The organism is Variovorax sp. 679, assembly GCF_003952185.1.
Taxonomy (GTDB): Bacteria; Pseudomonadota; Gammaproteobacteria; order Burkholderiales; family Burkholderiaceae_C; genus Variovorax.
Window position 1 is genome coordinate 277669 of the sequence record NZ_RXFS01000001.1, and the last position, 23479, is coordinate 301147.

Sequence of the window (23479 nt, forward strand, 5' to 3'; positions counted from 1 at the left end):
GTAAATGTCATATAAGCCACCTTTCAGGACATCAGGTGCTCAAGCCGCCGCGGCTTCCCGACGGGCGACCCTGCGCACGCTCTGCGGCGGTTGCCCCAGCGTGCGCAGGAAGGCGCGGCGCATGCGCTCGGGGTCGCCGAAGCCCGTTTCGCGCGCGACCACGCCGAGCGCGAGGCTGCCCTCGTCGATCAACGCGCGTGCCGCCTCCACCCGCAGGTTCTCGACCGCATGCGCCGGCGATTGCCCGGTCTCGGCCTTGAAGGCGCGGCTGAACTGGCGCGGGCTGAGGTGCGCGACCTCGGCCAGTTCTTCCACGGACAGCGTCTCGCGCAGGTTGGCGCGCGCGTGCACCAGCGCCTTCTGGATGCGGTCGGACTTGGGCTCCAGTTCAAGCAGCGCGGAGTACTGCGACTGCCCGCCCGCGCGGCGGTGATACACGACCAGCTTCCTTGCGGCGAAGCGCGCCGCCTCCACGCCGAAGTCTTCTTCCACCAGCGCCAGCACGAGATCGATGCCCGCCGTCATGCCTGCCGAGGTCCACACCGGTCCGTCGTTGATGAAGATGCGGTCGGGCTGCACCTTGACGGCGGGATGGCGCTTCTGCAGCTCGCCCGCGAAGGACCAGTGCGTGGTCGCCCTGCGCCCGTCGAGCAGGCCCGCATCGGCCAGCCCGAAAGCGCCGGTGCAGATACTGGTCACGCGGCGCGCGTTGCGCAGCCCCGCGCGCAGGAAGCGGCACATCTTCTCGGAAGTGGGCGTGATGAAGAGCGCGCCGCTCATGATCAGCGTGTCGAACTTCGCCGTGCCGAAGCGCTTGCTGTCGGTGCTCACGCCCGACGAGCTGACCACGAGGCCGCCTTCTTCCGACAACAGTTCGACCTGGTAGACAGGCTTGCCCGCATGGATGTTCGCGAGCTCGAAGGCTGCGATGGCAGCAAGGTCGAGGATCTGGAAACCGGAGAAGACGAGCACGCCGATGCGTTTCATGGCGATGTCCTGAAAAGAGGTTTTGGGCGATGAAGGACGCGAGCTTAGGCTACCCATGCCGACCGCACCGGGATGAGGGCCAACCGGCGCGCCCTTCCACGCCGCGATGGGTCCCGCCGCCAATCGGCAAGCGCCAACTCGCGCACGGCGTCCCACAATGAGCGCTCCCCATGACGCATCCGACGACAACGACCGCCCCGCCCGCCGAGCAGGGCGCCAACCTCCATTGGCAGCGCAACCTCGCGGTCTGCATGTTCGGCTCCTTCACGACCATCATCGCGATGACGCTGCTGCTGCCCTTCCTGCCGCTGTACGTCGAGCAGCTCGGCGTGAAGGACCACGCAGCCATCGTGCAGTGGTCGGGCGCGGCCTACGGAGCCACCTTCCTGAGCGCGGCGCTGGTGGCACCGCTGTGGGGCCGGCTGGCCGACCGCTACGGGCGCAAGCCGATGCTGATCCGCGCGAGCCTCGGCATGGCGGTGGCGATGGCGCTGATCGGCCTCGCGGCCAACGTGTGGCAGCTCGTGGGCCTGCGGCTGCTGGCGGGGCTGCTCGGCGGATACGCCTCGGGCTCGATGGTGCTGGTCGCCACGCAGACGCCCAAGGACCGCACCGGCTGGGCGCTGGGCACGATGTCGTCGGCCATCATGGCGGGCAACCTCGTGGGGCCGCTGATCGGTGGTGCGCTGCCGCCGCTGGTCGGCATCCGCAACACCTTCTTCGCGGCGGGCGCGATCATCTTCGTGGCCTTTCTCGCCACCGCCTTCCTGATCCGCGAAGAGCGAAAGGCTCCTTCCGCACGAAAGCAGCAAGGCGACGCCCCCGAGCAGACCGGCTGGGCCGCCGTGCCCGACAAGCGCCCGCTGCTGGCGATGCTCTTCACCGGCATGCTGCTGATGCTCGCGAACATGTCGATCGAGCCGATCATCACCGTCTACGTCGCCACGCTGCTCGAAGACCCGAACCGCGTGACGATGATGGCCGGCCTCGTGATGTCGGCGGCGGCGCTCGGCAGCATCCTCTCGGCCTCGCGGCTGGGCAGGCTGGCCGACCGCGTGGGGCATTGGAACGTGATCGTCGGCTGTCTCGCGGTGTCGGCGCTGCTGCTGGTGCCGCAGGCATTCGTCACGTCGGGCTGGCAGCTGGTGGTGCTGCGCTTTCTCATGGGGCTGTCGCTCGGCGGGCTGCTGCCTTGCATCGCGAGCGTGATCCGCCACAACGTGCCCGAGCGGGTAGCCGGCAACATGCTGGGCTACTCGACCTCGGCGCAGTATGCGGGCCAGGTCGCGGGACCGCTTCTGGGCGGCTTCGTGGGCGGGCATGTCGGCATGCGCGCCGTGTTCCTCGGCACCAGCGTGCTGATGGCAGCGGGCGCCGCGTGGAACTGGCTGGCGAAGCGGCGCTGACGAGGCGCCGCCCCGGCCTCCTCACTCGCGGATGGTCACGCTGCTGTAGGCGGCGTCGGCCTTGATCTCCGATTCGGAGAACGGCAGGCGCAGCCAATTCCCGGCGCTGTAGGCGCGCGTGTAGTCGGCATGGTGCAGCGACGCCGGATCGTCCGACAGCGAGAAAGTCAGGAAGGTACGAGCCTCCACGCCGCCCGCGGGGAAGCGCACGATCTGCATGTAGCTGTTGCCGTTGGGGTTGTCGTCCATCGTGTAGCCGCTCTTGTCGAGGCGGTGCTCCGAGCACAGCACGGTGAAGTAACCCTGGCCGTCGCAGCCGCCCGACAGCGGAATCTTCTTGCCGTTGCGCGTCACGAACAGGACATCGCCGCGCGGCGCGTCGAGCGCGAAGCCGCTGGCCTGCACATGCAGCACGGCCGCGCCGAAGGCCTGGCGCAGGTCTTCGGCGGCCGAGGCCTTGAGCCCGCGCGGCGTGGCGATCGGGTCGCTCGCGCTGAAGGGCACTTCGTAGAGCCTGTCGGCGGGCAGGCGCGCGGCGCGTGCCCAGAACTCGTCCCACACATGGGCGCCGCGCGCCGAAGCCAGGCCGGTGTTGTCCCATGCCTTCAGCACTGCGCAAGCGGGGCCGGTGTCGACGCCGCGTGGCGCCGAGAACGACTCGCCCGTCTGCGCGTCGCCCTTGACCTCGATGCGGGGCACGCCGCACACCATCGCCAGCGCGGGGGTCTTGAACAGCTCGGCGGTGTGGGCGCGGCTGCCGAGCGTCGCGCGCTCGACGGCATCCACCGTCGCGCCCTTGGCAGCGCCCTTGGCAGCGCCCTGCGCAATGAGATGGCCCAGCCGCGTACGGAAGGTCTGCGCGTCGCTGCCCGCCGGGCCGAAGATGGCCGGGTAGCCCGTGAGCGGCGCCTTCGGATTGGCGAGCCAGTAGCTGTCGTTCATGTTGGCGACGTAGTCGTCGCGCAGCAGGCTCGGCATGCGCGAGGGGCCGATGGCGCCCTTCTGCACGGAGTCGGCATCGCTTTGCCAGTCGCAGGCGCTGCGCGAGCCGTCGAACACCGGCACGCGCGGCAGCACCGCCGCCATCGCCTTGCCGGCAGGCGTGGTGCAGTTCGCCACCTGCTCAGGCGACACGTTGGGCACGGCGCCGATGTCCGCATACCAGGCCTTGGCGCTGCCACGGCCCACGGCCACGGTGTTGACCCAGGGGATGGCAGCTTCCTCGCGCTGCGTGGCGATGAGCTCGTCGAGCGACTTCGCCTGCGCCCAGCGCAGCCACGTGCGGAAGGTGCGGAAGTTGTCGGCGTTGATGTCGCGGATGGCGAAGGCCGCCGACTGGTTCCAGGCCAGCGCCGGATTGATCGCGCCCAGGTTCACGAGCGGCCCGTACTCCGATGTGTACAGCGTGCGCGTCACCGGCTCGACCTTGCCCGATGCCTGCTTCACGTTCACGGTGATGGTGCGGGCCTGCATCTTCACTGCGCGGCCGTCGCGCATGTAGCTGGTGGCGTCGCCCGGTGCGAGCTGCAGCTGATAGAGGCCGAAGCGCCGCGCCGCAGACACGGTGTGACTCCACGCGACATCGTTGTTGAAGCCGATGAGAATCACCGGCACGCCCAGGAACGAGGTGCCGCTGACGTCGAGCTTCCCCGGAATGGTGAGCTGCGCCTGGTAGAAGCGGTCCGGCCCGCGCCAGTACCAGTGCGGGTTGCCGAACAGCAGCGGGCTCGCGTCGCCGGTGGCGGCCGTGCCGAAGCCGATCACGTTGCTGCCCACGCCGGTCTCGCCGCCCACCTGCAGTGCCAGCGGTTGTGGTTCCTCGCGCGACGACACCTTGGCGCCGGGCGGCGCTGCGTTCGCGATGTTCGAGAGAAAGTTGCTGTAGCCCGCCGCGAGGTTGGTGGCGTACATGCGCCGGTAGATGTCGTCGGCGGTCACCGGCCGCACCCACGCTTCGTTGCGGCATGCCGCATGCGCGGAGGCGTCGGCCTTCATGTCGCGCAGGTACCGGTTGTAGCCGGCGGCAAAGCCTTCGACCATGCCCTTGATGCTGGCCGGCTGCGCACGGGCCATGGCCGCGACGGTATCGGTCGTGATCACGTGCTTGTGGAAGAAGTCCGAATCGATGTTCTTCGGCCGGCCGATGGTGCTGTTGGCCGGCAGCAGCGCCTCGGCGCCGAAGAACTGCGAGCGCTCGCCACGGTAGGTGAGAAAGCCGTCGGCCATGGTGCACAAGTCGTCCTGAGCCTGCACGTAGCCGTAGCCATAGCCCGCGCCGGCCCAGTCGTCGGCCTTGATGTGCGGCACGCCCATGGCGGTGCGGCGGATCTCGGCCTTGTAGCCGTCGTGATTCAGGGAAGCCGTTTTATCGGCAATGCCGGTGCAGGCCGCAAGGGCCATGGCGACGGGCACGATGAAAAGCGGCCCGAGGCCGCCTGGAAATTTCGGGCGCATGCAGTGTTCCTGTTGTGTATGAGGAACGCAGCTGCGTGGGCGTCGAGCGTGCGTGGCGCGTTCGGCGCAGATCTTAAGACCGGCGGCGCAGGGCACCGCCCCGCGCGCCTTTCTTTACATTTCCGCCGCCCGCGCCCTGACCGCTACTCGGAGATCACCGAGCTGCGGTACTCCGCATCGGCCTTGATCTCGGTTTCCGAGAACGGCACCTTCAGCCACTTGCCCTGGCTGTAGGCCTGCGTGTAGTCGCCGTTGTGCGCCGAGGCCGGGTCGTCCGAGAGCGAGAAGGTCAGGAAGGTGTGGGCCTCGACACCGCCTGCGGGGAACCTCACCACCTGCATGTAGCTGTTGCCGTTCGGATTGCCGTCCATGGTGTAGCCGCCCTTGTCGAGCCGGTTCTCCGAGCAGGCGATGGTGAAGTAGCCCGGGCCGCCGCAGCCGCCGTACAGCGGGATCTTCTTGCCGCCGCGCGTGGCAAACAGGTAGTCGCCGCGCGGCGCATCCACGGCATAGCCGCTGGCCTGCACGCGCGCCACCGCGGCGCCGAAGGCTTCACGCAGTTGCGTGGCGGCGGCGGCGTTCAGCCCGCGCGGCGTGGTGATCGGGTTGGCCGGATCGAAGGGCACGGTGTAGAGCGACGCGGCCGGAATCTTCGACGCGCGGCTCCAGAACTCGTCCCACAGGTGCGCGCCCTTCGCGCCGGTCGTGCCCGTGCCATCCCATGCCGAGAGCGCGGTGCACGCGGCGCCCACGTCGATGCTCGGCCCGATGGCTTCGTCGGTCAGTGGATCCTTGCTGACGGCGATGGGCGAGCCGTCGCACACGATCGGCAGCACGTCTGACTTGAACAGCTCGGCCGTCAGAACGCGGCTGTTCAGCACCATGCGCTTGATGTTGTCGGGCGTCGCGCCCTTCGCGCCGTAGCTGTCGCTGCCGTCGATGCGGCCCTGCGCCAGCAGGTTGCCCATGCGGGTGCGGAAGCTCACGGCCTCGGTGCCGGCCGGGCCCATGATGGCCGGGTAGCCGGTCATCGGGGCCTTCGGGTTGGCGAGCCAGTAGCTGTCGTTCATGTTGGCGACGTAGTCGTCGCGCTGCAGGTTCGGCATGCGCGAGGCGCCGATGGCGCCCTTCTGGGCGGAGTCGGCGTCGGTCTGCCAGTCGCAGGCGCTGCGCGAGCCGTCGAAGATCGGCACGCGCGGCAAGGTCGCCTGCATCGACGCGCCCACCGGCGTGGTGCAGTCGGTCACCTGCGCGGGCGACACATTGGGCACCGCACCGATGTCCGCATACCAGGCCTTGGCACTGCCGCGGCCCACGGCCACGGTGTTGACCCAGGGAATGGCGGTTTCTTCGCGCTGGATGGCGATGAACTCGTCGAGCGATTTCGCCTGGTTCCAGCGCAGCCAGTTGCGGAAGGTGCGGTAGTTCTCGCCGTTGATGTCGCGGATCGCGAAGGCCATGGTCTGGCTCCAGGCCAGGCCCGCGTTCAGCGGCTTCAGGTTGACCATCGGACCGTACTCGCTCTTGTAGAGCGTGCGCGTGACCTGCGTCATGGCGCCGTCCGCGCCCTTCACCTTCACGGAGATGTCCGAGGCCTTCATCTTCACGGCCGCGCCGTCGCGCATATAGCTGGTCGGGTCGCCCGAAGCCAGCTGCAGCTGGAAGAAGCCGAAGCGCCGAGCCGTCGACACCGTGTGGCTCCACGCGATGTTGTCGTTGAAGCCGATGAGGATCACCGGGATGCCCAGGAACGAGGTGCCGCTGATGTCGAGCTGGCCCGGAATGGTGAGCTGCGCCTGGTAGAAGCGGTCCGGCCCGCGCCAATACCAGTGCGGGTTGCCGAACAGCAGCGGGCTCGCGTCGCCTGTGGCGGCCGTGCCGAAGCCGATCATGTTGCTGCCCACGCCCTCGTGGCCGCCCACCTGCAGTTCGGGCTCATTGAAGTGCCGGGCCGCAACGTGCACCGGCTGGGCCTTCCTCGCCCTGTGCGCGGAAACCTTGGTCGGCCCCGTGGCCGCAGGCGCCGTGGCGCTGGAGATGTTCGCGAGGAAGTTGCTGTAGCCGCCCGCGAGATTGGCCGCGTACATGCGGCGGTAGATGTCGTCGGTGGTGATGGGCTGCACCCACGCCTCGTTGCGGCAGGCCGCGTGCGCGGTGCCGCCGGCCTTCACGTCGCGCACGTAGCGGTTGTAGCCGGCGGTGAAGCCCTCGACCAGCTTCTTCAGGTTGTCGGGCTGCGCGTCGATCATCTTCTGCAGCACGTCGGCCGAGATGACATGGCGGTGGAAGAAGTCGGATTCGATGTTCGCCGGCTGGCCGATGGTGCTGCTGGCCACCAGCTTCGCGTCGGCGCCCAGATACTGCGAGCGCTCGCCGCGGTAGGTGAGGAACGAGTCGGCCATGGTGCACAGGTCGTCCTCGGCCTGCGCATAGCCGTAGCCATAGCCCACGCCGGGCCAGTTGTCGGCCTTGATGTGCGGCACTCCCATCGCGGTGCGGCGGATCTCGGCCTTGTAGGTGCCCTCGGCCGGTGGGTTCGCTGGCGTGGATGGCGACGACGGAAAGAACAGGAAGCCGCTGCCTCCGCCACCACCGCCTCCACAGGCTGTGAGGGCGGCCGCGGTGGCGAGCGCGAGCAACGACAGCGGCATGGCGCCGCGACGGAACGGAAGTCTCATGATGTCTTGTCTCCAGTTGATGCTCTCTTGGCGGAGCGTCCCGGAGCTTAGGCAGCCACGCAGCCCGCGGCTTGTACGCAGCCGCTGCAATGCTTCAGGCTCTCTTAAGGTTTCAAGCCCCGTCAGTGCAGCGGCGCGTTCTGGCCCCAGGCATGCGAGGCATGCTCGTCCGCCGTCACGCACACGCGGCTCGCGAGAAACGACGGCGGCAGGCCGAAGTAACGCTGGAAGGTGCGGCTCATGTGCGCCGCGTCGGTGAAGCCGCTGATCAGCGCCACGTCGGTCAGCGAGCGTTGTCCGGTGAACTGCTGCACCGTGCGGCGCACCTTGGTCCACAGCGCATAGCGCTTGACCGACACGCCGACATGCTCGGCGAACAGGTGCGTCAACCGGTCGGGCGAGAGGCAGGCCACCGCCGCGAGATCGCGCAGCGCGATCTGCCCCGCGTGCGCGCGGATGGACTGCAGCACGCGGTCGATGCGCGGATCGAGCGGCACCTGGAGTTCGGGGCTCTCGGTGATGGCTTCGACCATCCTGGCGCTGAGCGCCTGCAGCCGCTCGCTGGGCAACGCGCCGTATTGCGCGGGTGCGAAGTCGTCGCGCAGCACACCGAAACGCCGCGCGTCGATGGGCTGGATGCCGTGGCCTCCCATTCGCCTGGCGAGCATGCGGTAGGCGCTGGAAGCTGGGTCGAGGTTGAGCGACAGCAGCCCGCAGCCGTCGACGTCGAGCCGTCGCGACACATGCGGCGCCACCAGCGCGGCGGTGCAATGCACGCGGGTGCCGTCGACTGCCTCCAGCATGAAGGGGTGCCCGCTGACCGATGCCAGCAGCGTGGCCGACGAGCGGGCCGTCAGGCCCGACTGGATGGCCGGTGTGATGTAGAGGAACCTGTCATCCCACAGGTGCAGGAAGTTTTGCGTTGCCATGCCGTATCACTTTTGTTTTTGTCTCCAGCGGCGGATTCTCACGCATCGGCAGGCCGGCGGGCAGCACCTGCTGGCGCACGGCCTCCAGCAGCAGCGCGGCCAGCCGGCTCGCAGGGGCTTCCGGATGGGCCTGCGCGCGGTACAGCACGAGTGAGATCTGCGGCAGCGCCGGCAGCGACAGCACCGAGCGGTCGAGGGCGCTCACGTGCGATGGCAGGCCGAAGGGCGTGCGCACCGTGAGACCCAGCCCCGCCGAGGCGGCGGCCCACAGCGCCGAGAGGCTGGCGCTGCCGAAGGCGCGGCGCCAGGGCACGCCGGCACGGTCGAGCGCGGCGATGACGATCTCGCGCAGCGGGCATGGCGCGTCGAGCATGATGAGCGGCAGCGGCTCCTTGCTCTTCGCGAGGCGCGCGCCGGTGCCGCGATGCTCGCGCTCCGTCCACCAGGGAGCCTCGACCCGCTCGGGCGTGCGGGGCCCGATCCACAGCAGGGGCAACCGCGCCACGCGCTCGGCATACGGCGACAGGGGCTGGTCACCTGCGTCCCACGCAAGTGCCAGGTCGAGCTGGCCGAGTTCGAGCCGCTCGCGCAGCTCGCCGCTGCGCGCCACGCAGGCCTCGATGCGCACCTTGGGATGCGCGCGCGCGAACCGGCCGAGCACGGCCGGCAGCAGTGTCTCGCCGAAGTCTTCCTGCAAGCCCAGCCGCACCGAACCCTGGAGATCGACGCCTCGCATGGCGGCGCTGGCCTCGTCGTTGAGCTCGAGCATGCGGTGGGCATACGCCAGCAGCGTCTCTCCGGCGTCGGTGAGTTCCAGCCCCCGGCCGGCCTTGCGGAACAGCGCGGTGCCGGCTTGCGATTCGAGCTTCTTCAGCTGCGCGCTCACCGCGGAGGTCGAGCGGCCCAGCTTGTCGGCGGCGCGCGCGAAGCTGCCGAGCGCGACGCCGGTGGAGAAAGTGCGCAGCACGTCGAGATCGAACATCACCTGGCTCATGTCGGGTCCTTCGGGAGTTGTCTTGATCATCCTGTTTTTCAGGACGGTTCGCGCATTATTTTCTGATTTTCAAAACCTTCCCAGCGGCGGACACTGCACCGCAACATGACGCAATCCACCCCATCCTCCTCTTCCTCGTTCTCGCCGCGTCACCGCTGGAAAGTGCTGGCGGCTGGTGTCGCCGCCAACGCGGCTTTCTCGGTGGCCTTCAGCGGCATCCCGATGACGGCCGTGCTGATGCGCACCGGCTACCAGCTCGACAACGCCACGCTCGGGCTGGTGCTCGGCCTCATGGGCCTGGGCATCGCGGTGAGCGAACTGCCCTGGGGACTGCTGACCGACCGCTGGGGCGACAGGCCCGTGCTGCTGATGGGCCTGGGCAGCACCGCTGTCGCGCTCGTCGCGATGGGGCTGTGGGCGGCGCCGGTCGCGGGGCACATTCCCGGCCTCGGCTGGCTCGGCGCCGGACTACTCCTGGTCGGCCTGCTCGGCGGCAGCGTCAACGGCGCCAGCGGCCGCGCGGTGATGACGTGGTTCGACGCCGGCGAGCGCGGCCTCGCGATGAGCATCCGCCAGACCGCCGTGCCGATGGGCGGCGGCATCGGCGCGCTGGTGCTGCCCTTCGTGGCGCTGCATTTCGGCTTCGCGGCGCTGTACGGCCTGCTGGCACTGCTGTGCGCGCTGAGCGCGGCGATGAGCTGGGCGTGGGTGCACGAGCCGCCGATTGCGCCGCGCGGCAGCAGCAAGGCCGTGGAAGCAACGGCCGCACCGAAGACCGGCCCGCTGCGCGATGCGCGCGTGTGGCGCATCGTCGCCGGCATCGGCATCCTCTGCGCGCCGCAGTTCGCGGTGCTGTCCTTCGGCACCGTGTTCCTGCACGACTTCGGCCACGCGGGGCTGGCGACGATCACCGCGACGATGGTGTTCGTGCAGGTCGGCGCGATGGTCATGCGCGTATGGAGCGGCCGCTGGACCGACCGCAACAGGAACCGGCCGGCTTACTTGCGGGCCTGCAGCGCGCTCACCGTGCTGCTGTTCGCGGGCCTCGCGGCGCTGGCGCTGTTCACCGGCACGCACGCCGCCGATTCATCGGCGCTGCGCATCGCGCTGGTCGTTCTGCTGGGCGTGAGCGGCGTGTGCGTGTCGGCCTGGCACGGCGTGGCCTACACCGAGCTGGCCACGCTGGCCGGCGCGGCGCGTGCCGGCACGGCGCTGGGCATGGCGAACACCAGCGTGTTCCTGGTGTGCTTCGTCACGCCCTTCTCCATTCCGCACCTGCTGGCGCTGCAGGGCTGGCCGCTGGTGTGGCTGGCGGCCAGCGCCTGTGCGCTGGTGGCGATGCCGCTGCTGGTGCCGCGGATCGCCGCTGCGGATCAGAAGCTCGCGAAGGCCGCGTTGAGCCGGTCGGCGTAGGCACGCTTGGCGGCAGCGTCGATGAAGCTGCCTTCGAAGCTGTTCGCCGCAAGCTGCCAGGCCTGCTGCACGCTCAGGCCCGTGGCCGCGAAGGTCTGCGTGAAGTTCTGGTTCATGTAGCCGCCGAAGTAGGCCGGGTCGTCCGAGTTGACGGTGGCGACCAGGCCCGCGTCGAGCAGCGCACCGAGGTTGTGCTTCGACAGGTCGGGGAACACGCAGAGCTTGAGGTTCGACAGCGGACACACGGTGAGCGGAATGCGGTCCTGCGCGAGCCGCTTCATCAGCTCGGGGTCCTTGGTGCTCTGCACGCCGTGGTCGACGCGCTCGACCTTGAGCACGTCGAGCGCGCTCCACACGTAGGCCGGCGGGCCTTCCTCGCCCGCATGCGCGACGAGGTGGAAGCCCAGCTCGCGGCAGCGCGCGAACACGCGCGCGAACTTCTCGGGCGGGTGGCCGACTTCGCTCGAATCGAGCCCCACGCCGATGAACTTGTCGCGGTAAGGCAGCGCCTGCTCCAGCGTCTCGAAGGCTTCTTCCTCGCTCAGGTGGCGCAGGAAGCACAGGATGAGCGCGGCGCTCACGCCCAGCTTCGCCTGGGCGTCGGTGCACGCGCGGTGCAGGCCGTTGACCACGGTTTCCATAGCCACGCCGCGCGCGGTGTGCGTCTGCGGGTCGAAGAACATCTCGGTGCGCACCACGTTGTCGGCAGCGGCGCGCTCCAGGTAGGCCCAGGCCATGTCGTAGAAGTCCTGCTCCTTGAGCAGCACGCTGGCGCCGGCGTAGTAGATGTCGAGAAAGCTCTGCAGGTTGGTGAAGGCGTAGGCCTTGCGCAGTTCCTCGACGCTGGCGTAGGGAATGGACACGCCGTTGCGCTGGGCCAGCGCGAAGATGAGTTCGGGTTCGATCGAGCCCTCGATGTGCATGTGCAGCTCGGCCTTGGGCATGGCGCGCAGCAATTCGGGCAGGCGGTCGGCTGCGATGCGGTCGAAGCTCTTGTCGTAGGCGGGGCGGAAATCGGTCATGGTGGGTTGAGGCTGCTGCCGCGTTGTGATCCCGCACAGCATAAAGCCAGCCACCGCCGCCGCGATGCCCGAAAGCGTATAGGCCTCAGTCGACGCTGCGCGCCGAGCTGGTGAGCGAGCGCGCGCACAGCAGCAGCGTGGGCGCCAGCTTGCGCACGGCCTCTTCCATCGTCCAGCGGCTGGTCGGCGCCACGATGTGCACCGACGCCACCGGGCGGCCCTGGGCACCCAGCACAGGCGCGGCGATGGTCATGTCGCCGAGGAACAGCTCTTCGGCATTGGTGGCGAAGCCCTGCTGCCGCGCCTCGCGCAGCGCCTCGAGGATCTCGTCGACGCCGGTGCGGGTGTGCATGGTGTGGGCCACGCGGTCGGAAGCCTCGATGAGCGAGCGCGCCTCTTCCTCGGGCAGCGCGCTCAGGAAGGCGCGCCCCGAGGCGGTGCAGTACATGGGAATGCGGCTGCCGATGGGCATGTGCACCGGCACGAACTGCGCGCTCACGAAGCGCGCCACGTAGACCATGTCCAGCCCGTCGGGCTCGGTGAGGCAGGAGGTTTCCGTCGTCACCTTGGTCAGCTCCGACAGGAAGGGGTTCGCCACGTCGATCAGCGAATGGGCCGCGAGGTAGTTGAAGCCGATTTCCATGACGCGCGGCGTGAGCTGGTAGCGCCGCGTCTTCGGGTGCTTGCGCACGTAGCCCAGCTTCTCGAGCGTGAAGACCATGCGCTGGGCCGAGCTCTTGGTGATGTCGGTGGCCTCGGCCACGTCGGCCAGCGTCATGGTGCGGCGCCGGGCGCTGAAGGCGCGCAGCACGGCCAGGCCCTTCTCCAGCGACTGGTTGAAAAGCAGGCTCTGGCTGTCTTCGGCGGCTGTGTCGGGTGTGGCGTCCATGGCTGCGGAGTATAGCCACAGTCCTTTGAAATATCGAATATCGATTCTTTAGATTCGACTAGTGGTTTTCATTTATTGATTAGAGATTCAAAAGAATCGAATATTGGCATGCATGTTGCATCGCGGATGCCGACCGTTTTTCGCTCACCTCCACTTCGCCTTCCTTTTTCTTCAACTTCCCTTCCTTCGAGGAGTGCTTCCATGAATCGCATCGTTCGCCGCCTTCACGGCCTCGCCCTGGGTCTTTGCATCGCCGGCGCCGCCTCGCTGGCGGCCGCGCAGGGCGCCGCGCCGACCTACAACGTGGGCGCCACGGCCACCGGCGTGCCCTTCACCTTCCTCGACGTGAAGACCAACAGCATCCAGGGAATGATGGTCGACACCGTCACCGCCGTGGGCAAGGCGGGCGGCTTCGGCGTGAACGTGCAGCAGACGGTGTTCTCGGCGCTGATTCCCTCGCTCACGGCGCGCAAGATCGACATCGTCTCGGCCGCCATGCTCAAGACGCCGGCGCGCCAGGAGGTGGTCGACTTCAGCGACCCGGTGTATTCCTACGGCGAGGGCCTGATCGTGAAGGCCGACGACGCCCGCGCGTATGTCTCGCTCGACGAGCTCAAGGGCGAGGTGGTGGGCGCGCAGGTCGGCACCGTGTTCCTCGACATGCTCAACAAGAAGGGCATCTTCAAGGAGGTGCGCAGCTACGACTCTGTTGCCGACATGACGCGCGACCTCTCGCTCGGCCGCATCAAGGCGGGGCTCGGCGACCAGCCCATCATGGCCTACCAGATCCGGCAGAACACCTTCCCCGGCGTGAAGCTGGTCGACAGCTACAAGCCCGTGAACGTGGGCGACGTGTGCCTCGTGGTGCGCAAGGGCGACGCCGAGACGCTGGCACGCATCAACAAGGCGATCGCCGCGATCAAGGCCGACGGCACGCTCGCAAAGATCGTCCAGAAGTGGGGGATCTGATGCACACCCCCAGGCTTCGCGCACTTCGTGTCGCTACGCCACCCCCCTTGCAGGGGGCAACACCTGCGGCCCGGCAAAGCCGATTCCGCGGTGTTCCGCGAATGGGCCCGACTACGTCGGCCGGCCAAATTGACGTGCCGCGCGTCGAGCGAAAGGAATGAGGTAGATGGCTGCTCCCACCTTCCTACAGCACGCGCAGGACTTCCTGCCGATCCTCCTGCAGGGCGCGGTTGTCACCGTGCAGGTGACCGTGCTTTCCTTCCTGCTGAGCAGCGTGCTCGGCCTCGGCCTCGCGCTGATGAAGCTCTCGCCGGTGCGCGCCCTCTCGTGGGCGGGCTCGGTGATCGTCAACGTGATCCGCGGGCTGCCGATCATCGTGCAGCTCTTCTACATCTACTTCGTGCTGCCGGAGTTCGGCGTGCAGCTCACGGCCTTCCAGGCCGGCGTGATCGGCCTGGGCATCGCCTACTCGGCCTACCAGGCGGAGAACTTCCGCGCGGGCATCGAGGCGGTCGATCCGGGCCAGCGCGAGGCCGCGCAGGCCATGGGCATGCGCTCGGCGCTGATCATGCGGCGGGTGATCCTGCCGCAGGCCTTTCGCATCGCGCTGCCGCCCTACGGCAACACGCTGGTGATGATGCTGAAGGACTCCTCGCTGGTCTCGACCATCACCGTGGCCGAGATGACGCGCGCCGGCCAGCTCATCGCCTCGTCGACCTTCCAGAACATGACGGTCTACACGCTGGTCGCCCTGCTCTACCTGCTCATGAGCCTGCCGCTGGTGTACGGCCTGCGCCGGCTCGAGAAGCGCTTTGCCGCCGGGAGGAAACAACCATGATCCACGTCGAGGGACTGGAAAAGCGCTTCGGCACGCACCGCGTGCTGCAGGGCGTGAGCCTGAATGTGGACAAGGGCGAGGTGGTGTGCCTCATCGGCCCTTCGGGCTCGGGCAAGTCGACCGTGCTTCGCTGCATCAACGCGCTGGAGTCGTACGAAGGCGGCGAGATCCGCGCCTTCGGCGAGCGCGTGGACCGCAACGCGCCCAACATCCACCGGCTGCGCAGCCGCATGGGCATGGTGTTCCAGCGCTTCAACCTGTTCCCGCACCGCACAGTGCTGGAGAACGTGATGGAAGGCCCGGTCTACGTGCTGCGCCAGAGCGCGGCACAGGCGCGCGAGGAAGCACTGGCGCTGCTGGCCAAGGTGGGGCTGGCCGAGAAGGCCCAGGCATATCCGGCGCAGCTCTCGGGCGGCCAGCAGCAGCGCGTGGCCATCGCCCGCGCCCTTGCGATGAAGCCCGAGGCCATGCTGTTCGATGAGCCGACCTCGGCGCTCGACCCCGAGCTGGTCGGTGACGTGCTGGGCGTGATGCGCGCACTGGCCGACGAGGGCATGACCATGATCGTGGTCACGCACGAGATGGGTTTCGCCCGCGAGGTAGCCGACCGCGTCTGCTTCCTGCACAGCGGCAGCATCGTCGAGGAAGGCCCGGCCGCGCAGGTGCTGGGCGCGCCGCGCCAGGCGCGCACGCAAGACTTTTTGCGGCGCGTGCTGCATCCATCTGGTGCCGTTGCGTCCGCGGAGGTGCGCGCATGAGCGTTGGCGCACTGCCTCCTTCTCTCTGGGCCGATACCGCACCACCCGCTCCGCCGACACCACCGCTCGCCGAATCGCGCAAGGCCGACGTGCTGATCGTCGGCGGCGGCTTCACCGGCCTCTCGGCCGCGCTGCACCTGGCCGAGGCCGGCGTGCAGGCCTGCGTGCTCGAGGCGCACGAGCCCGGCTGGGGCGCTTCGGGGCGCAACGGCGGGCAGGTGAATCCTTCGCTCAAGCACGACCCCGACGAGCTGGTGCGCATCCACGGTCCGGAGCGCGCCGGGCGGCTGATCGACGCGGTCTCAGGCTCGGCCGACCTGGTGTTCGACCTGATCGCGCGCCACGGCATCGACTGCCAGCCGGTGCGCAACGGCTGGCTGCAGGTGGCCTATTCGCCGAAGGACGTCGGCGGCCTGCATGCACGTGCCGAACAGTGGGCGAAGCGTGGTGTCCGCACCGAGCAGCTCGACCACGCCGCAGTCAGCGCACGACTCGGCACCCAGGCTTTCGCAGGCGGCTGGCTCGACGGCCGCGCCGGCAGCATCCAGCCGCTGGCCTATACGCGCGGACTGGTGCGCGCCGCGCAGGCGGCGGGCGCGTCGGTGCACGGCGGCACCGAAGTCACGGCGCTGGAGCGGCGCGGCGCGCACTGGCATGCGACCACCTCGACCGGCGCCAGCGTGACGGCCGAGCAGGTGCTCATCGCGACCAACGGCTACACCGGCGCGCTGTGGCCCAAGCTGCAACACACCGTGCTGGCGGCCAACAGCTTCATCGTCGCGACCGAGCCGCTGAAAGGCGCCGCCGCCGACGCCATCCTGCCGGGCGGGGAAACCGCCTCGACCTCGCAGCGCCTGCTGCTCTACTTCCGCAAGGACGCGCAGGGCCGGCTGCTGATGGGCGGGCGCGGTCATTTCGCCGATCCGGCCGGGCCCGCCGATTTCGCGCATCTGGAGCGCTCGCTCGAACTGCTGTTTCCCCAGCTCGGGCCGCTGCGCTACGAGTACCGCTGGGCCGGCCGCATCGCCGTCACGCGCGACTTCATGCCGCACGTGCACACGCCCGCGCCGGGCGTGACGGTGGCGCTGGGCTACAACGGGCGCGGCATCGCGCTGGCGACGAGCATGGGAAAGCATGTGGCGGCACGGATCGCGGGTGCGCAGGCCGGCTTCCCCTATCCGGTGACGCCGATCCAACCGATCCCGCTGCATGGCCTGCAGCGCTTCTACGTGGCCGGCGGCGTGGCCTGGTACAGCCTGCTCGACCGGCTGGCCTGAAGAGTCGCCCAGGTGCGCGCGACGCCTTGCCATGCGGCGCGCGCTTGCGTCAAATGGCGGGCATCACTCACAACAGCTTCAGGAGACCCATGCCGATCGACACCCTCGCCACCTGGCACCGGCTCGTCAAGGAACGCGACGTGGCGGGGCTCGATGCCCTGCTAGACGACCAGGCCGTCTTTCATTCGCCCGTGGTGCACACGCCCCAGGCCGGCAAGGGCATCACGAAGAAATACCTGGCGGCTGCCTTCCAGGTCTTCTTCAACGAGAGCTTCCGCTACGTGCGCGAGCTCAGGTCGGAGCACGACGCAGTGCTCGAATTTGCGCTGGAACTGGACGGCATCCAGATCAACGGCGTCGACATGATGAAGTGGAACGACGAGGGAAGGATCACCGAGTTCAAGGTGATGCTGCGCCCCCTGAAGGCAGTGAACCTGATCCACCAGAAGATGGGCGCGCAGCTGCAGGCGGGGCAGCAGGCCTGATCACCGGCGGCCTAGCCACAGCCCCCTCACGGCCTACTTCACCTCGACGACCGAGCCCAGGGCAAAGGCGCCCAGTTGCGCATCCCAGCGCTGGCCGGCCGCCGCGTTGTCCGCATTGGCCCAGCGGATTGCGAAGCGGGCATCGGCGGCCAGCCGTGCGTCGGTATCGGGTAGCGCGAGCCACAGTTGATAGCTGCCGGTAGGAAGATTGGCCGGCAGCGTGGTGGTGACTGTCGCGGCCTGATCGCTGGAGGCAGGCATCCACGTGCGCGGATCCGCGCCGGTCGTGCCCAGGCGGTGGACTTCGCTCGTCACCGCATGCCTGAGCACCAGCTGCACCCCACGCGGATTGAAGATGCGTGCCCAGCCTCCGTTGCGCAGCAAGAGCTGGACGCTCAGCGCCTGGCCACGCACGACCTCGCTGGCGTGGGTGGCCCTCGAAAGCACCAACCGGTAGCCCATCCTGCGGCGCACCTCGGCCATGCAGCCGCCTTTCACCCACTTGTCGTGGAACATGGCGCGGTAGTACTCGTCGTTGAGATAGGTCAGCTTGTACCTTGCGCCCTCGCCAAGAATGTCGGCGCATTGAGAGCGAAGCTCGGCGTTGAGCTCGTCGGCCGGCTTGCAAGTCTCGCCACCGAAAGGAGCGAAATTCCCCAGACGGTCGACGTAGTCGCGTTGCTTCGCCGCGATCGTGGCGTCTTCGTCGTAGGTGCCGACATCGGTCCTGCTCGCGAGGAAGCAGTCGTTGTGCACGCCGACACGCTGCGTACCCGCGGCCGGCAGCTGCGGTGAGCCCTCCATGACGTACGCGGGGTAGCGCAGCTGGATGAAACGGCTCGTCGGCAGTGCGGCGAGCAGGGCATCGCGGATCTGGTTGCGAGGGGCCGCTTCGGTCAGGTTGTTGGACGAGGTATGCCACTCGCCCCAGGCGCCGATGAAACCGGCCTGCATGAACGCGATGATGTCGGCATTGCGCTGCAATACCGGCTTGAGCTGCTCGATGTGGGCAAGCACGCGGGACAACGGCGCGTCCTGTGCGTTGCGGTAGTCGACTTCCGTTTCCGGATAGTTGTAGACGACGCGCATGACCAGTTTCGTACCGGCGGCGCGTGAGTTGGCAAGGGCGGTCTCCACCTGCGCAAGCAGTGTCGAGGGCAGCTCCGCATTGCGGTATGCCGACAGGTTCAGCTTTGAGAACAGCAGGCGGTAGCCGTTCTTGTAGGCATCGTCCGCGTCGTCGCGGGTGAGCGTGTCCAGGTCGGTCCAGGTCCAGCGGTAGAAGCCGCGCTCGGGGTTGGGAAAATCGGCGTCGGTCGCGGTGAATGTGACGACCGTCTTCAGTTCGTTATTCATGGAAGGCGAAAAGAGGGAGCCTTGCGGCGGGAGTGCGCCCGAATCCGAACCGCCGCCACCGCAGGCGGTGAGGATCGCCATCGAGAGGACGGTTGCAAGGCGGCTCATGCCCAGGAATGGACGGCGAAGGAAGTGTTGCTTCTGCATGTTTGTGACTCGTTTGTAGGTTGATCCCCGCGTGCGTGAACGGTGGACGTGTGCTGGATTCGGGATTGCGCTGAAGGCAATGCCGCTCGGTGCGGGTGATTCAGGGGCCGAACCAATAGAAAAGCCATGCGGCAAGGACCGCGAGGGTCGAGAACAGGACGATGGTGTGGGACCAGCGGCGCAGCCGGTGGAGGGCGGCCAGCTTCCATTGCGCGAAGGCTGTCGCCCGCCTCAGCTCGTGGTTCGCCCTCGCTCTCCAGTGACCCATGCGGCGATGCACGGCAATCGCCACGGCTGGCGATGCGGCCTCTTGCGGCGCACCGGGAGCCGGCAGCCATGCAACGTCAAACAAAAGCAGCAGGAAGAAGCGCTCGACGCGCGACGGGGAGCGAGGAACAACAGGAAAGGGCTGGATGCTTGCTGGATCGGAAGCGGTGTTTGCTGGCGAGAACGGCATTCGAGGGTGCCCGGGTCCGGCTGGACTCCTGGGGAGGATGGTCTGAGACCCGATGCTCGCGCGCTCATGTTCAGAAGCTCTGCAACTTCCATCAAGATTGGATCAAGCCGCATGTGCAGCCGATGCCATGCGGTCCGGGCCGTCGTGGCGAAGCACGGCACCTCGGGCAACGCTGGCCCTGCGGAAAATCCTGGCGAGTTAACATTCCGCGGGTGCGACGGACAGTGCTTGCGCGCCGCGCGAGAGCAGTGGCACACGCGGGGCTCTGGCGATGTTCTGGCGGCGCGAACGCCGAGGCATCGATGCGCTGGTCCCGCACATTGACAGTTCCATGACCGACGAACGTATCCTGATTGTCGAAGACGACCCTCAGATAGCCGAGGTGCTCACCGCCTACCTGCGGCACGAGGGCTACCAGACGACGCACTGCCTCGATGGAGAAGAGGCCTTGCGCGTATTCAGGCAGTGGCAACCCGCCCTGGTGCTCCTAGACTACATGCTGCCCCGGCTGAGCGGCAGCGACGTTCTTGCCGCCATCCGGCGCGCGGGCGACGTCCCGGTCATCATGGTCACGGCCGTCAACGAGGAAGCCGAAAAACTCGGGGCGCTTCGCTACGGCGCGGACGACTACGTGGTCAAGCCATTCAATCCGAAGGAGGTCGTCGCGCGCGTGCGGGTCGTCCTCCGGCGCACCCGGGCTCCCCTCCTCGCGCCGCAGGCCCGGCTGTCCTGGGGCGCGCTCGAACTCGATCTCGATGCAGTGACCGTGCATGCCGCGGGTGACTCAACCCCGCTCGATCTGACAATCACCGAGTTCAAGCTCCTGTCGGTCATGATGCAACACCCACGCAAGGCCTTCAGCCGGTTCGAACTGCTGCAGGCATCCCTGCCCGAGAGCGATGCCCTCGAGCGTGTCGTCGACACGCACGTGCACAACCTGCGCCGCAAGCTGGAAGAGCGTGGCGTCACCGGCATTCCCCTCGCGGTCCGAGGTGTCGGCTATCGCCTGAGCAGTTCCTGGCCATGACGTCGCGCAGATCGCTGTGGGCGTGGCTCACCTGGCGCATGGTCGCCCTGGCCGTTGCCGCGACGGCCGCCGTGCAGGTCGGGATGTGGATTCGCTACGAGATCTGGTCGGAAAGAATCAACTCCCAGTTGCCCCCGGAGATAGCGGCCGAACTGGGACGGCTCGAAGATGCGCCGAAAGAAAACACGAAGCGGCTCCACGAGATCTACACGCAGTATTCCGATCTCTTCGTTTCCCCCACCGATACCGAGGACCTGCTCGTCCAGGCTTTGTTGAGCCTGGCCATCATCCCGTTCGTGGTGGTGTTCGCCCTCATCCTGGCGCGCCGCATCGTGCAGCCACTCTCGCATGTGGTCGTGGCCGCCGAATCGGTTTCGGTCGGGCGGTTCTCGACGCGGGCCCCCGTTCCGGAGACCGCGCCCGCCGAGCTTCAACGGCTCGCCACTCATTTCAACAAGATGGCGCAGCAGCTGGAGTCGTACGACAGGGAGCTCCACGATTCGAGCGCGGCCATCGCGCATGAGCTTCGGACACCCTTGACCGCGGCGATGGGACGCTTGCAGGGCATCATCGACCAGGTGTTTCCATTGGAAGAGAAGCAGATCGCCACGGTGCTGGACCAGCTCGTGCAGATCCAGCACATCATCGGTGACCTGCAGGTGCTGTCGCTCGTGCAGGGCAACAGGCTTCAGCTGGAGATCACCGAGTTCACCGTGCGCGAGTTCATCGACGAACGCATCTCGTGGGCCGGCCCCGCCCTGCGCAAGTGCGGCTTGCGGGCGCTCAATCATGCCGATGCGGCGCAGATGCTGCGCGGAGACAGGAGCCGGCTCGGTCAGGCCCTGTCGGCCCTCATCGACAACGCGATGCGCCATGCAAGCGACGGAGGCATCGTGGAGGTCGACTTCGAGGCGGGAGACCAGAGCGTCGAGCTGATCGTGAGGGACCGGGGGACGAGCATCTCGCCCGACGACAAGGACCTCTCGCGCCTCTTCGAGCGCTTCTGGCGCGGGGAGAAATCCCGCTCGCGGCACGCAGGTGGAACGGGTCTTGGCCTGTCGATCGTCCATGCGATCTGCAAGGCGCATGGCGGGCACGCGGTTGCCGCGGCACGCACCGGCGGAGGCATGGAGATCCGCGTCTGCCTCCCGCGTGCGGGGGGTGCTGCAGGCGCCTAGTCCGCCAGTACCTGCAGGGTGCCCTGCACGGTGTACGCGCGCACGCACATGCGGGTCAGCTGCACGAGAAACTGGAACACGGCCGGCTCGCCCAGGCAGTCGGGCGTGATCGCCATGATGTCCTTGCGAAGCTCCATCAGCCGGTTGCCGGACATCGCCATCTCGGCGGAGGCGCCGTAGTAGTTCTTCCAGAAGTCCTGCAGCAGGCCGCGCTTGACTTCGTCGATCACGAGCGTGTAGCCGCGCTCCCAGACTGCTTCGGCCATCGGCAGGCAGTCGACTTCCGGATCCTCCAGGCGCGCGCCCGGAGGCACCATGAACACACGCCGCATCGCGACACGCTCAACCGCGGCTTGCTGCGGGCGCATGGCCGGACTCCGGAAGCTGGTTGGCAACAGCCGACGCGGCGCAAGAAACGGGGAAATGATGGTTTGCAGCATGGCGTGTTGGTCTCATGGTCGTCGTCCTCAGCGGAACGGGGAGGTGTGACAGCAGGAAATTCAGGCCGCGAGCAGTCGCAGGCGGCTCGCGTTGGAATGGGCCAGGCTCTCCGGCTGGTCCCAGGTTCCGTCCGCGTTCAGTGTTGTGGTCAGCGCATAGACGCCGGGCGGGTAGCGCAGCTCCAGCGGGTTGTTGATCGTGCTCGCGTCGATCACGTCGCCTTCCTGGTAGTCGCCGTAGGCCATGAAGTACTTCGGATGCGGCGAGATGACCAGGTTCTGGTTGGGACGCGCCTGCACCGCGTACACCGTGCTCCCCCCCATGGTCACGCCCACGGCGGCGGCCGACCTGGCCGGGATGCCCGCCGATTGCGCGAGATAGAACCGCGACTGCTCGGGCCCCTGCGTGGGGTTCATGAACCGGTAAGTGCGGTTGCAGTCGAGCGTGATCTTGTTGTTCGGGCCGCTCGGCACGTAGGTCTCGGTGGGCGTGAACTGGGCGCCGGGCTGCAGTTCGCCCGTTTCGGCCCAGGAGAAGCCGGTGTCGACGCTCCACTGGAACTTGACGCGGGAGGTCGGGCCGGGGTTCGAGAACCTGACGAGCCAGGCCAGCGACAGCGCATTCGGCGCCAACTGCGTCGGATCGTTCTGGAACACCATGAAGCAGCCCGGATGGCTCGCATGGTTGTCGACCGCGACGGAGTAGATCATTCCCATGGCAACTTCCCACAAGCTAGTGATTGACAGCCCGGGCCACGACGGCACCAGGCTGGACGTCACTCTAGGGAGTGCAGGGAACGATCGGAATTACAGAAGATTACAGAGGTTGCGCCCCGCCACGAATCTCGAAGGAGTAGTTGCCCAGGCGCACATTGCCGCGCCGCCGCTCGACCAGCGGCGGTTCGGCCAGGTGCGGCGGCAGCGCATTCAGGATCTGGTGCTTGGCGCGAAAGATCTGGATGTTCACGTAGGAGGGCTCCACGCCCAGCATGCGCGACAGCTCGTCGAGCCCGATCCAGCCCTGGCTCTGCGGCGCGAGGCCCCTCTGGGCGTCCTTCTGGCGCAGCCGCGCGAGGGTGACGAGGGTGTAGTGATGGATGCGTTCGCCCAGCGGCACCGACTTGCCCTCCGCCACCAGGTTCAGGCTGGTGTGCTCCTCGTTCTGGCTGACGTCGAAGTGCAGCGCGACATCCGCCGTCGCCGGCGCCGAGGCTGCGATGGGGTTCTCGGAGGTGAAGGCCAGGTCGTCGCACAGCACGAACTCCCAGGTGCTGCCCGAGGTGCGGACCATGGCGCCATCGCTCAGGTGCTCGATGCCGTCGATGTGCTCCAGCATCCAGCGTCCTTCCTGGAAGTAGACGTTCGCCTCGGGCTGCTGGTCGTCCGGCAGCAGGTTCTCGCGCAGGCCCAGCGCCACCATGATGCCGTCCCCGTCCACGGGAAAGAGGCAGGTGGCCGGCGGCGCGAGGTCGTCCGCGATCCAGACCGACTCGTCGCCCACGCCCATGCGGACTTCGGCGCCCGCCGACAGGGCGGTCCATCGGCCGCTGGCAAGGCGTTCGCCGTTCATCGTGGTGCCGTTGCGACTCTGGTCGACGATTTCCCAGGTGTGCCTGTTCCATCGCACGAGCGCGTGGACCTGCGACACGTCCGGCGCCTGCAGCACCGTCTGGCACACCGAGGCGCGGCGACCGAAGGCGTGCACCGGCCGCAGCACGGTGGATCGCTGGTCGAGCTTGTTCCTGAAGATGGCCATTCTTTCTTCTCCTTCGCGA

At 67.8% G+C, this 23479-nt stretch carries 22 protein-coding genes; 9 read left to right on the forward strand and 13 right to left on the reverse strand.

What is annotated here, in order from left to right; translation table 11 throughout:
• Window positions 1–39 precede the first annotated feature (39 nt).
• A complete protein-coding gene (locus tag EJO71_RS01335; RefSeq protein ID WP_125947164.1) occupies window positions 40–987 on the reverse strand; it encodes a GlxA family transcriptional regulator in 948 nt (315 codons plus the stop codon).
• Window positions 988–1157: 170 nt separating this feature from the next.
• On the opposite strand from EJO71_RS01335, the gene EJO71_RS01340 reads away from it, so the two are divergent.
• A complete protein-coding gene (locus EJO71_RS01340; RefSeq protein WP_125947163.1) occupies window positions 1158–2393 on the forward strand; it encodes an MFS transporter in 1236 nt (411 codons plus the stop codon).
• 21 nt (window positions 2394–2414) lie between these two features.
• On the opposite strand, the gene EJO71_RS01345 is transcribed toward EJO71_RS01340, so the two are convergent.
• From EJO71_RS01345 to EJO71_RS01360, 4 genes are all read right to left on the reverse strand, one after another.
• Window positions 2415–4847 (reverse strand): penicillin acylase family protein, encoded by a 2433-nt coding sequence (locus EJO71_RS01345; protein ID WP_125947162.1) that lies wholly within the window; start codon window positions 4845–4847, stop codon window positions 2415–2417.
• A 143-nt stretch (window positions 4848–4990) separates the two neighbouring features.
• Window positions 4991–7525: a penicillin acylase family protein gene (locus tag EJO71_RS01350; RefSeq protein ID WP_125947161.1), complete on the reverse strand. Its 2535-nt coding sequence runs from the start codon at window positions 7523–7525 to the stop codon at window positions 4991–4993.
• A 122-nt stretch (window positions 7526–7647) separates the two neighbouring features.
• On the reverse strand, window positions 7648–8454 hold the full coding sequence (locus tag EJO71_RS01355) for a helix-turn-helix domain-containing protein (protein ID WP_125947160.1): 807 nt from the start codon (window positions 8452–8454) through the stop codon (window positions 7648–7650).
• On the reverse strand, window positions 8420–9448 hold the full coding sequence (locus EJO71_RS01360; RefSeq protein WP_125947427.1) for a LysR substrate-binding domain-containing protein: 1029 nt from the start codon (window positions 9446–9448) through the stop codon (window positions 8420–8422). Before EJO71_RS01360 ends, EJO71_RS01355 begins: the two co-directional genes overlap by 35 nt.
• A 105-nt stretch (window positions 9449–9553) precedes the next feature.
• Between EJO71_RS01360 and EJO71_RS01365 the strand changes: the two genes are divergently transcribed.
• A complete protein-coding gene (locus EJO71_RS01365) occupies window positions 9554–10861 on the forward strand; it encodes an MFS transporter (protein WP_125947159.1) in 1308 nt (435 codons plus the stop codon).
• On the opposite strand, the gene EJO71_RS01370 is transcribed toward EJO71_RS01365, so the two are convergent.
• The 3 genes from EJO71_RS01370 to EJO71_RS34915 form a co-directional block, all read right to left on the reverse strand.
• Complete coding sequence (locus EJO71_RS01370; RefSeq protein WP_171022433.1) at window positions 10822–11883, reverse strand: adenosine deaminase; 1062 nt, start codon at window positions 11881–11883, stop codon at window positions 10822–10824. The genes EJO71_RS01365 and EJO71_RS01370 overlap by 40 nt on opposite strands.
• A gap of 85 nt (window positions 11884–11968) precedes the next feature.
• Window positions 11969–12772 carry an IclR family transcriptional regulator gene (locus EJO71_RS01375; RefSeq protein WP_125947157.1) on the reverse strand — a complete coding sequence of 268 codons (804 nt, stop codon included), beginning with the start codon at window positions 12770–12772 and terminating at the stop codon, window positions 11969–11971.
• 68 nt (window positions 12773–12840) lie between these two features.
• Complete coding sequence (locus tag EJO71_RS34915) at window positions 12841–12975, reverse strand: hypothetical protein (protein ID WP_276311642.1); 135 nt, start codon at window positions 12973–12975, stop codon at window positions 12841–12843.
• Here EJO71_RS34915 and EJO71_RS01380 point away from each other — a divergent pair.
• From EJO71_RS01380 to EJO71_RS01400, 5 genes are all read left to right on the forward strand, one after another.
• On the forward strand, window positions 12974–13741 hold the full coding sequence (locus tag EJO71_RS01380) for an ABC transporter substrate-binding protein (RefSeq protein WP_125947156.1): 768 nt from the start codon (window positions 12974–12976) through the stop codon (window positions 13739–13741). The two genes, EJO71_RS34915 and EJO71_RS01380, sit on opposite strands and share 2 nt — an antisense overlap.
• Before the next feature lie 166 nt (window positions 13742–13907).
• On the forward strand, window positions 13908–14579 hold the full coding sequence (gene ehuD / locus EJO71_RS01385) for an ectoine/hydroxyectoine ABC transporter permease subunit EhuD (RefSeq protein WP_125947155.1): 672 nt from the start codon (window positions 13908–13910) through the stop codon (window positions 14577–14579).
• Entirely contained in the window at window positions 14576–15337 is a 762-nt protein-coding gene (locus EJO71_RS01390; protein WP_125947154.1) for an amino acid ABC transporter ATP-binding protein, read from the forward strand. Before ehuD ends, EJO71_RS01390 begins: the two co-directional genes overlap by 4 nt.
• Window positions 15334–16614 (forward strand): FAD-binding oxidoreductase, encoded by a 1281-nt coding sequence (locus tag EJO71_RS01395; protein ID WP_125947153.1) that lies wholly within the window; start codon window positions 15334–15336, stop codon window positions 16612–16614. The genes EJO71_RS01390 and EJO71_RS01395 overlap by 4 nt, the downstream gene beginning before the upstream one ends.
• 89 nt (window positions 16615–16703) lie before the next feature.
• Entirely contained in the window at window positions 16704–17099 is a 396-nt protein-coding gene (locus tag EJO71_RS01400; protein ID WP_125947152.1) for a nuclear transport factor 2 family protein, read from the forward strand.
• Between the two features lie 33 nt (window positions 17100–17132).
• On the opposite strand, the gene EJO71_RS01405 is transcribed toward EJO71_RS01400, so the two are convergent.
• Both EJO71_RS01405 and EJO71_RS01410 read right to left on the reverse strand, forming a co-directional pair.
• Window positions 17133–18602: a DUF4832 domain-containing protein gene (locus EJO71_RS01405; RefSeq protein WP_125947151.1), complete on the reverse strand. Its 1470-nt coding sequence runs from the start codon at window positions 18600–18602 to the stop codon at window positions 17133–17135.
• 100 nt (window positions 18603–18702) lie between these two features.
• A complete protein-coding gene (locus EJO71_RS01410) occupies window positions 18703–19059 on the reverse strand; it encodes a hypothetical protein (protein WP_125947150.1) in 357 nt (118 codons plus the stop codon).
• Window positions 19060–19390: 331 nt separating this feature from the next.
• Here EJO71_RS01410 and EJO71_RS01415 point away from each other — a divergent pair, with 331 nt between their 5' ends.
• Window positions 19391–20086 (forward strand): response regulator transcription factor, encoded by a 696-nt coding sequence (locus EJO71_RS01415; RefSeq protein WP_125947149.1) that lies wholly within the window; start codon window positions 19391–19393, stop codon window positions 20084–20086.
• Window positions 20083–21264: a HAMP domain-containing sensor histidine kinase gene (locus EJO71_RS01420; RefSeq protein WP_125947148.1), complete on the forward strand. Its 1182-nt coding sequence runs from the start codon at window positions 20083–20085 to the stop codon at window positions 21262–21264. Before EJO71_RS01415 ends, EJO71_RS01420 begins: the two co-directional genes overlap by 4 nt.
• On the opposite strand, the gene EJO71_RS01425 is transcribed toward EJO71_RS01420, so the two are convergent.
• From EJO71_RS01425 to EJO71_RS01435, 3 genes are all read right to left on the reverse strand, one after another.
• Window positions 21261–21632 carry a hypothetical protein gene (locus EJO71_RS01425; protein ID WP_240651257.1) on the reverse strand — a complete coding sequence of 124 codons (372 nt, stop codon included), beginning with the start codon at window positions 21630–21632 and terminating at the stop codon, window positions 21261–21263. The two genes, EJO71_RS01420 and EJO71_RS01425, sit on opposite strands and share 4 nt — an antisense overlap.
• A 132-nt stretch (window positions 21633–21764) precedes the next feature.
• Window positions 21765–22421 carry a hypothetical protein gene (locus EJO71_RS01430; RefSeq protein WP_240651256.1) on the reverse strand — a complete coding sequence of 219 codons (657 nt, stop codon included), beginning with the start codon at window positions 22419–22421 and terminating at the stop codon, window positions 21765–21767.
• A 100-nt stretch (window positions 22422–22521) separates the two neighbouring features.
• Window positions 22522–23460, reverse strand: a complete 939-nt coding sequence (locus EJO71_RS01435; RefSeq protein WP_125947147.1) for an FHA domain-containing protein — start codon at window positions 23458–23460, stop codon at window positions 22522–22524.
• Between the last annotated feature and the right edge of the window lie 19 nt (window positions 23461–23479).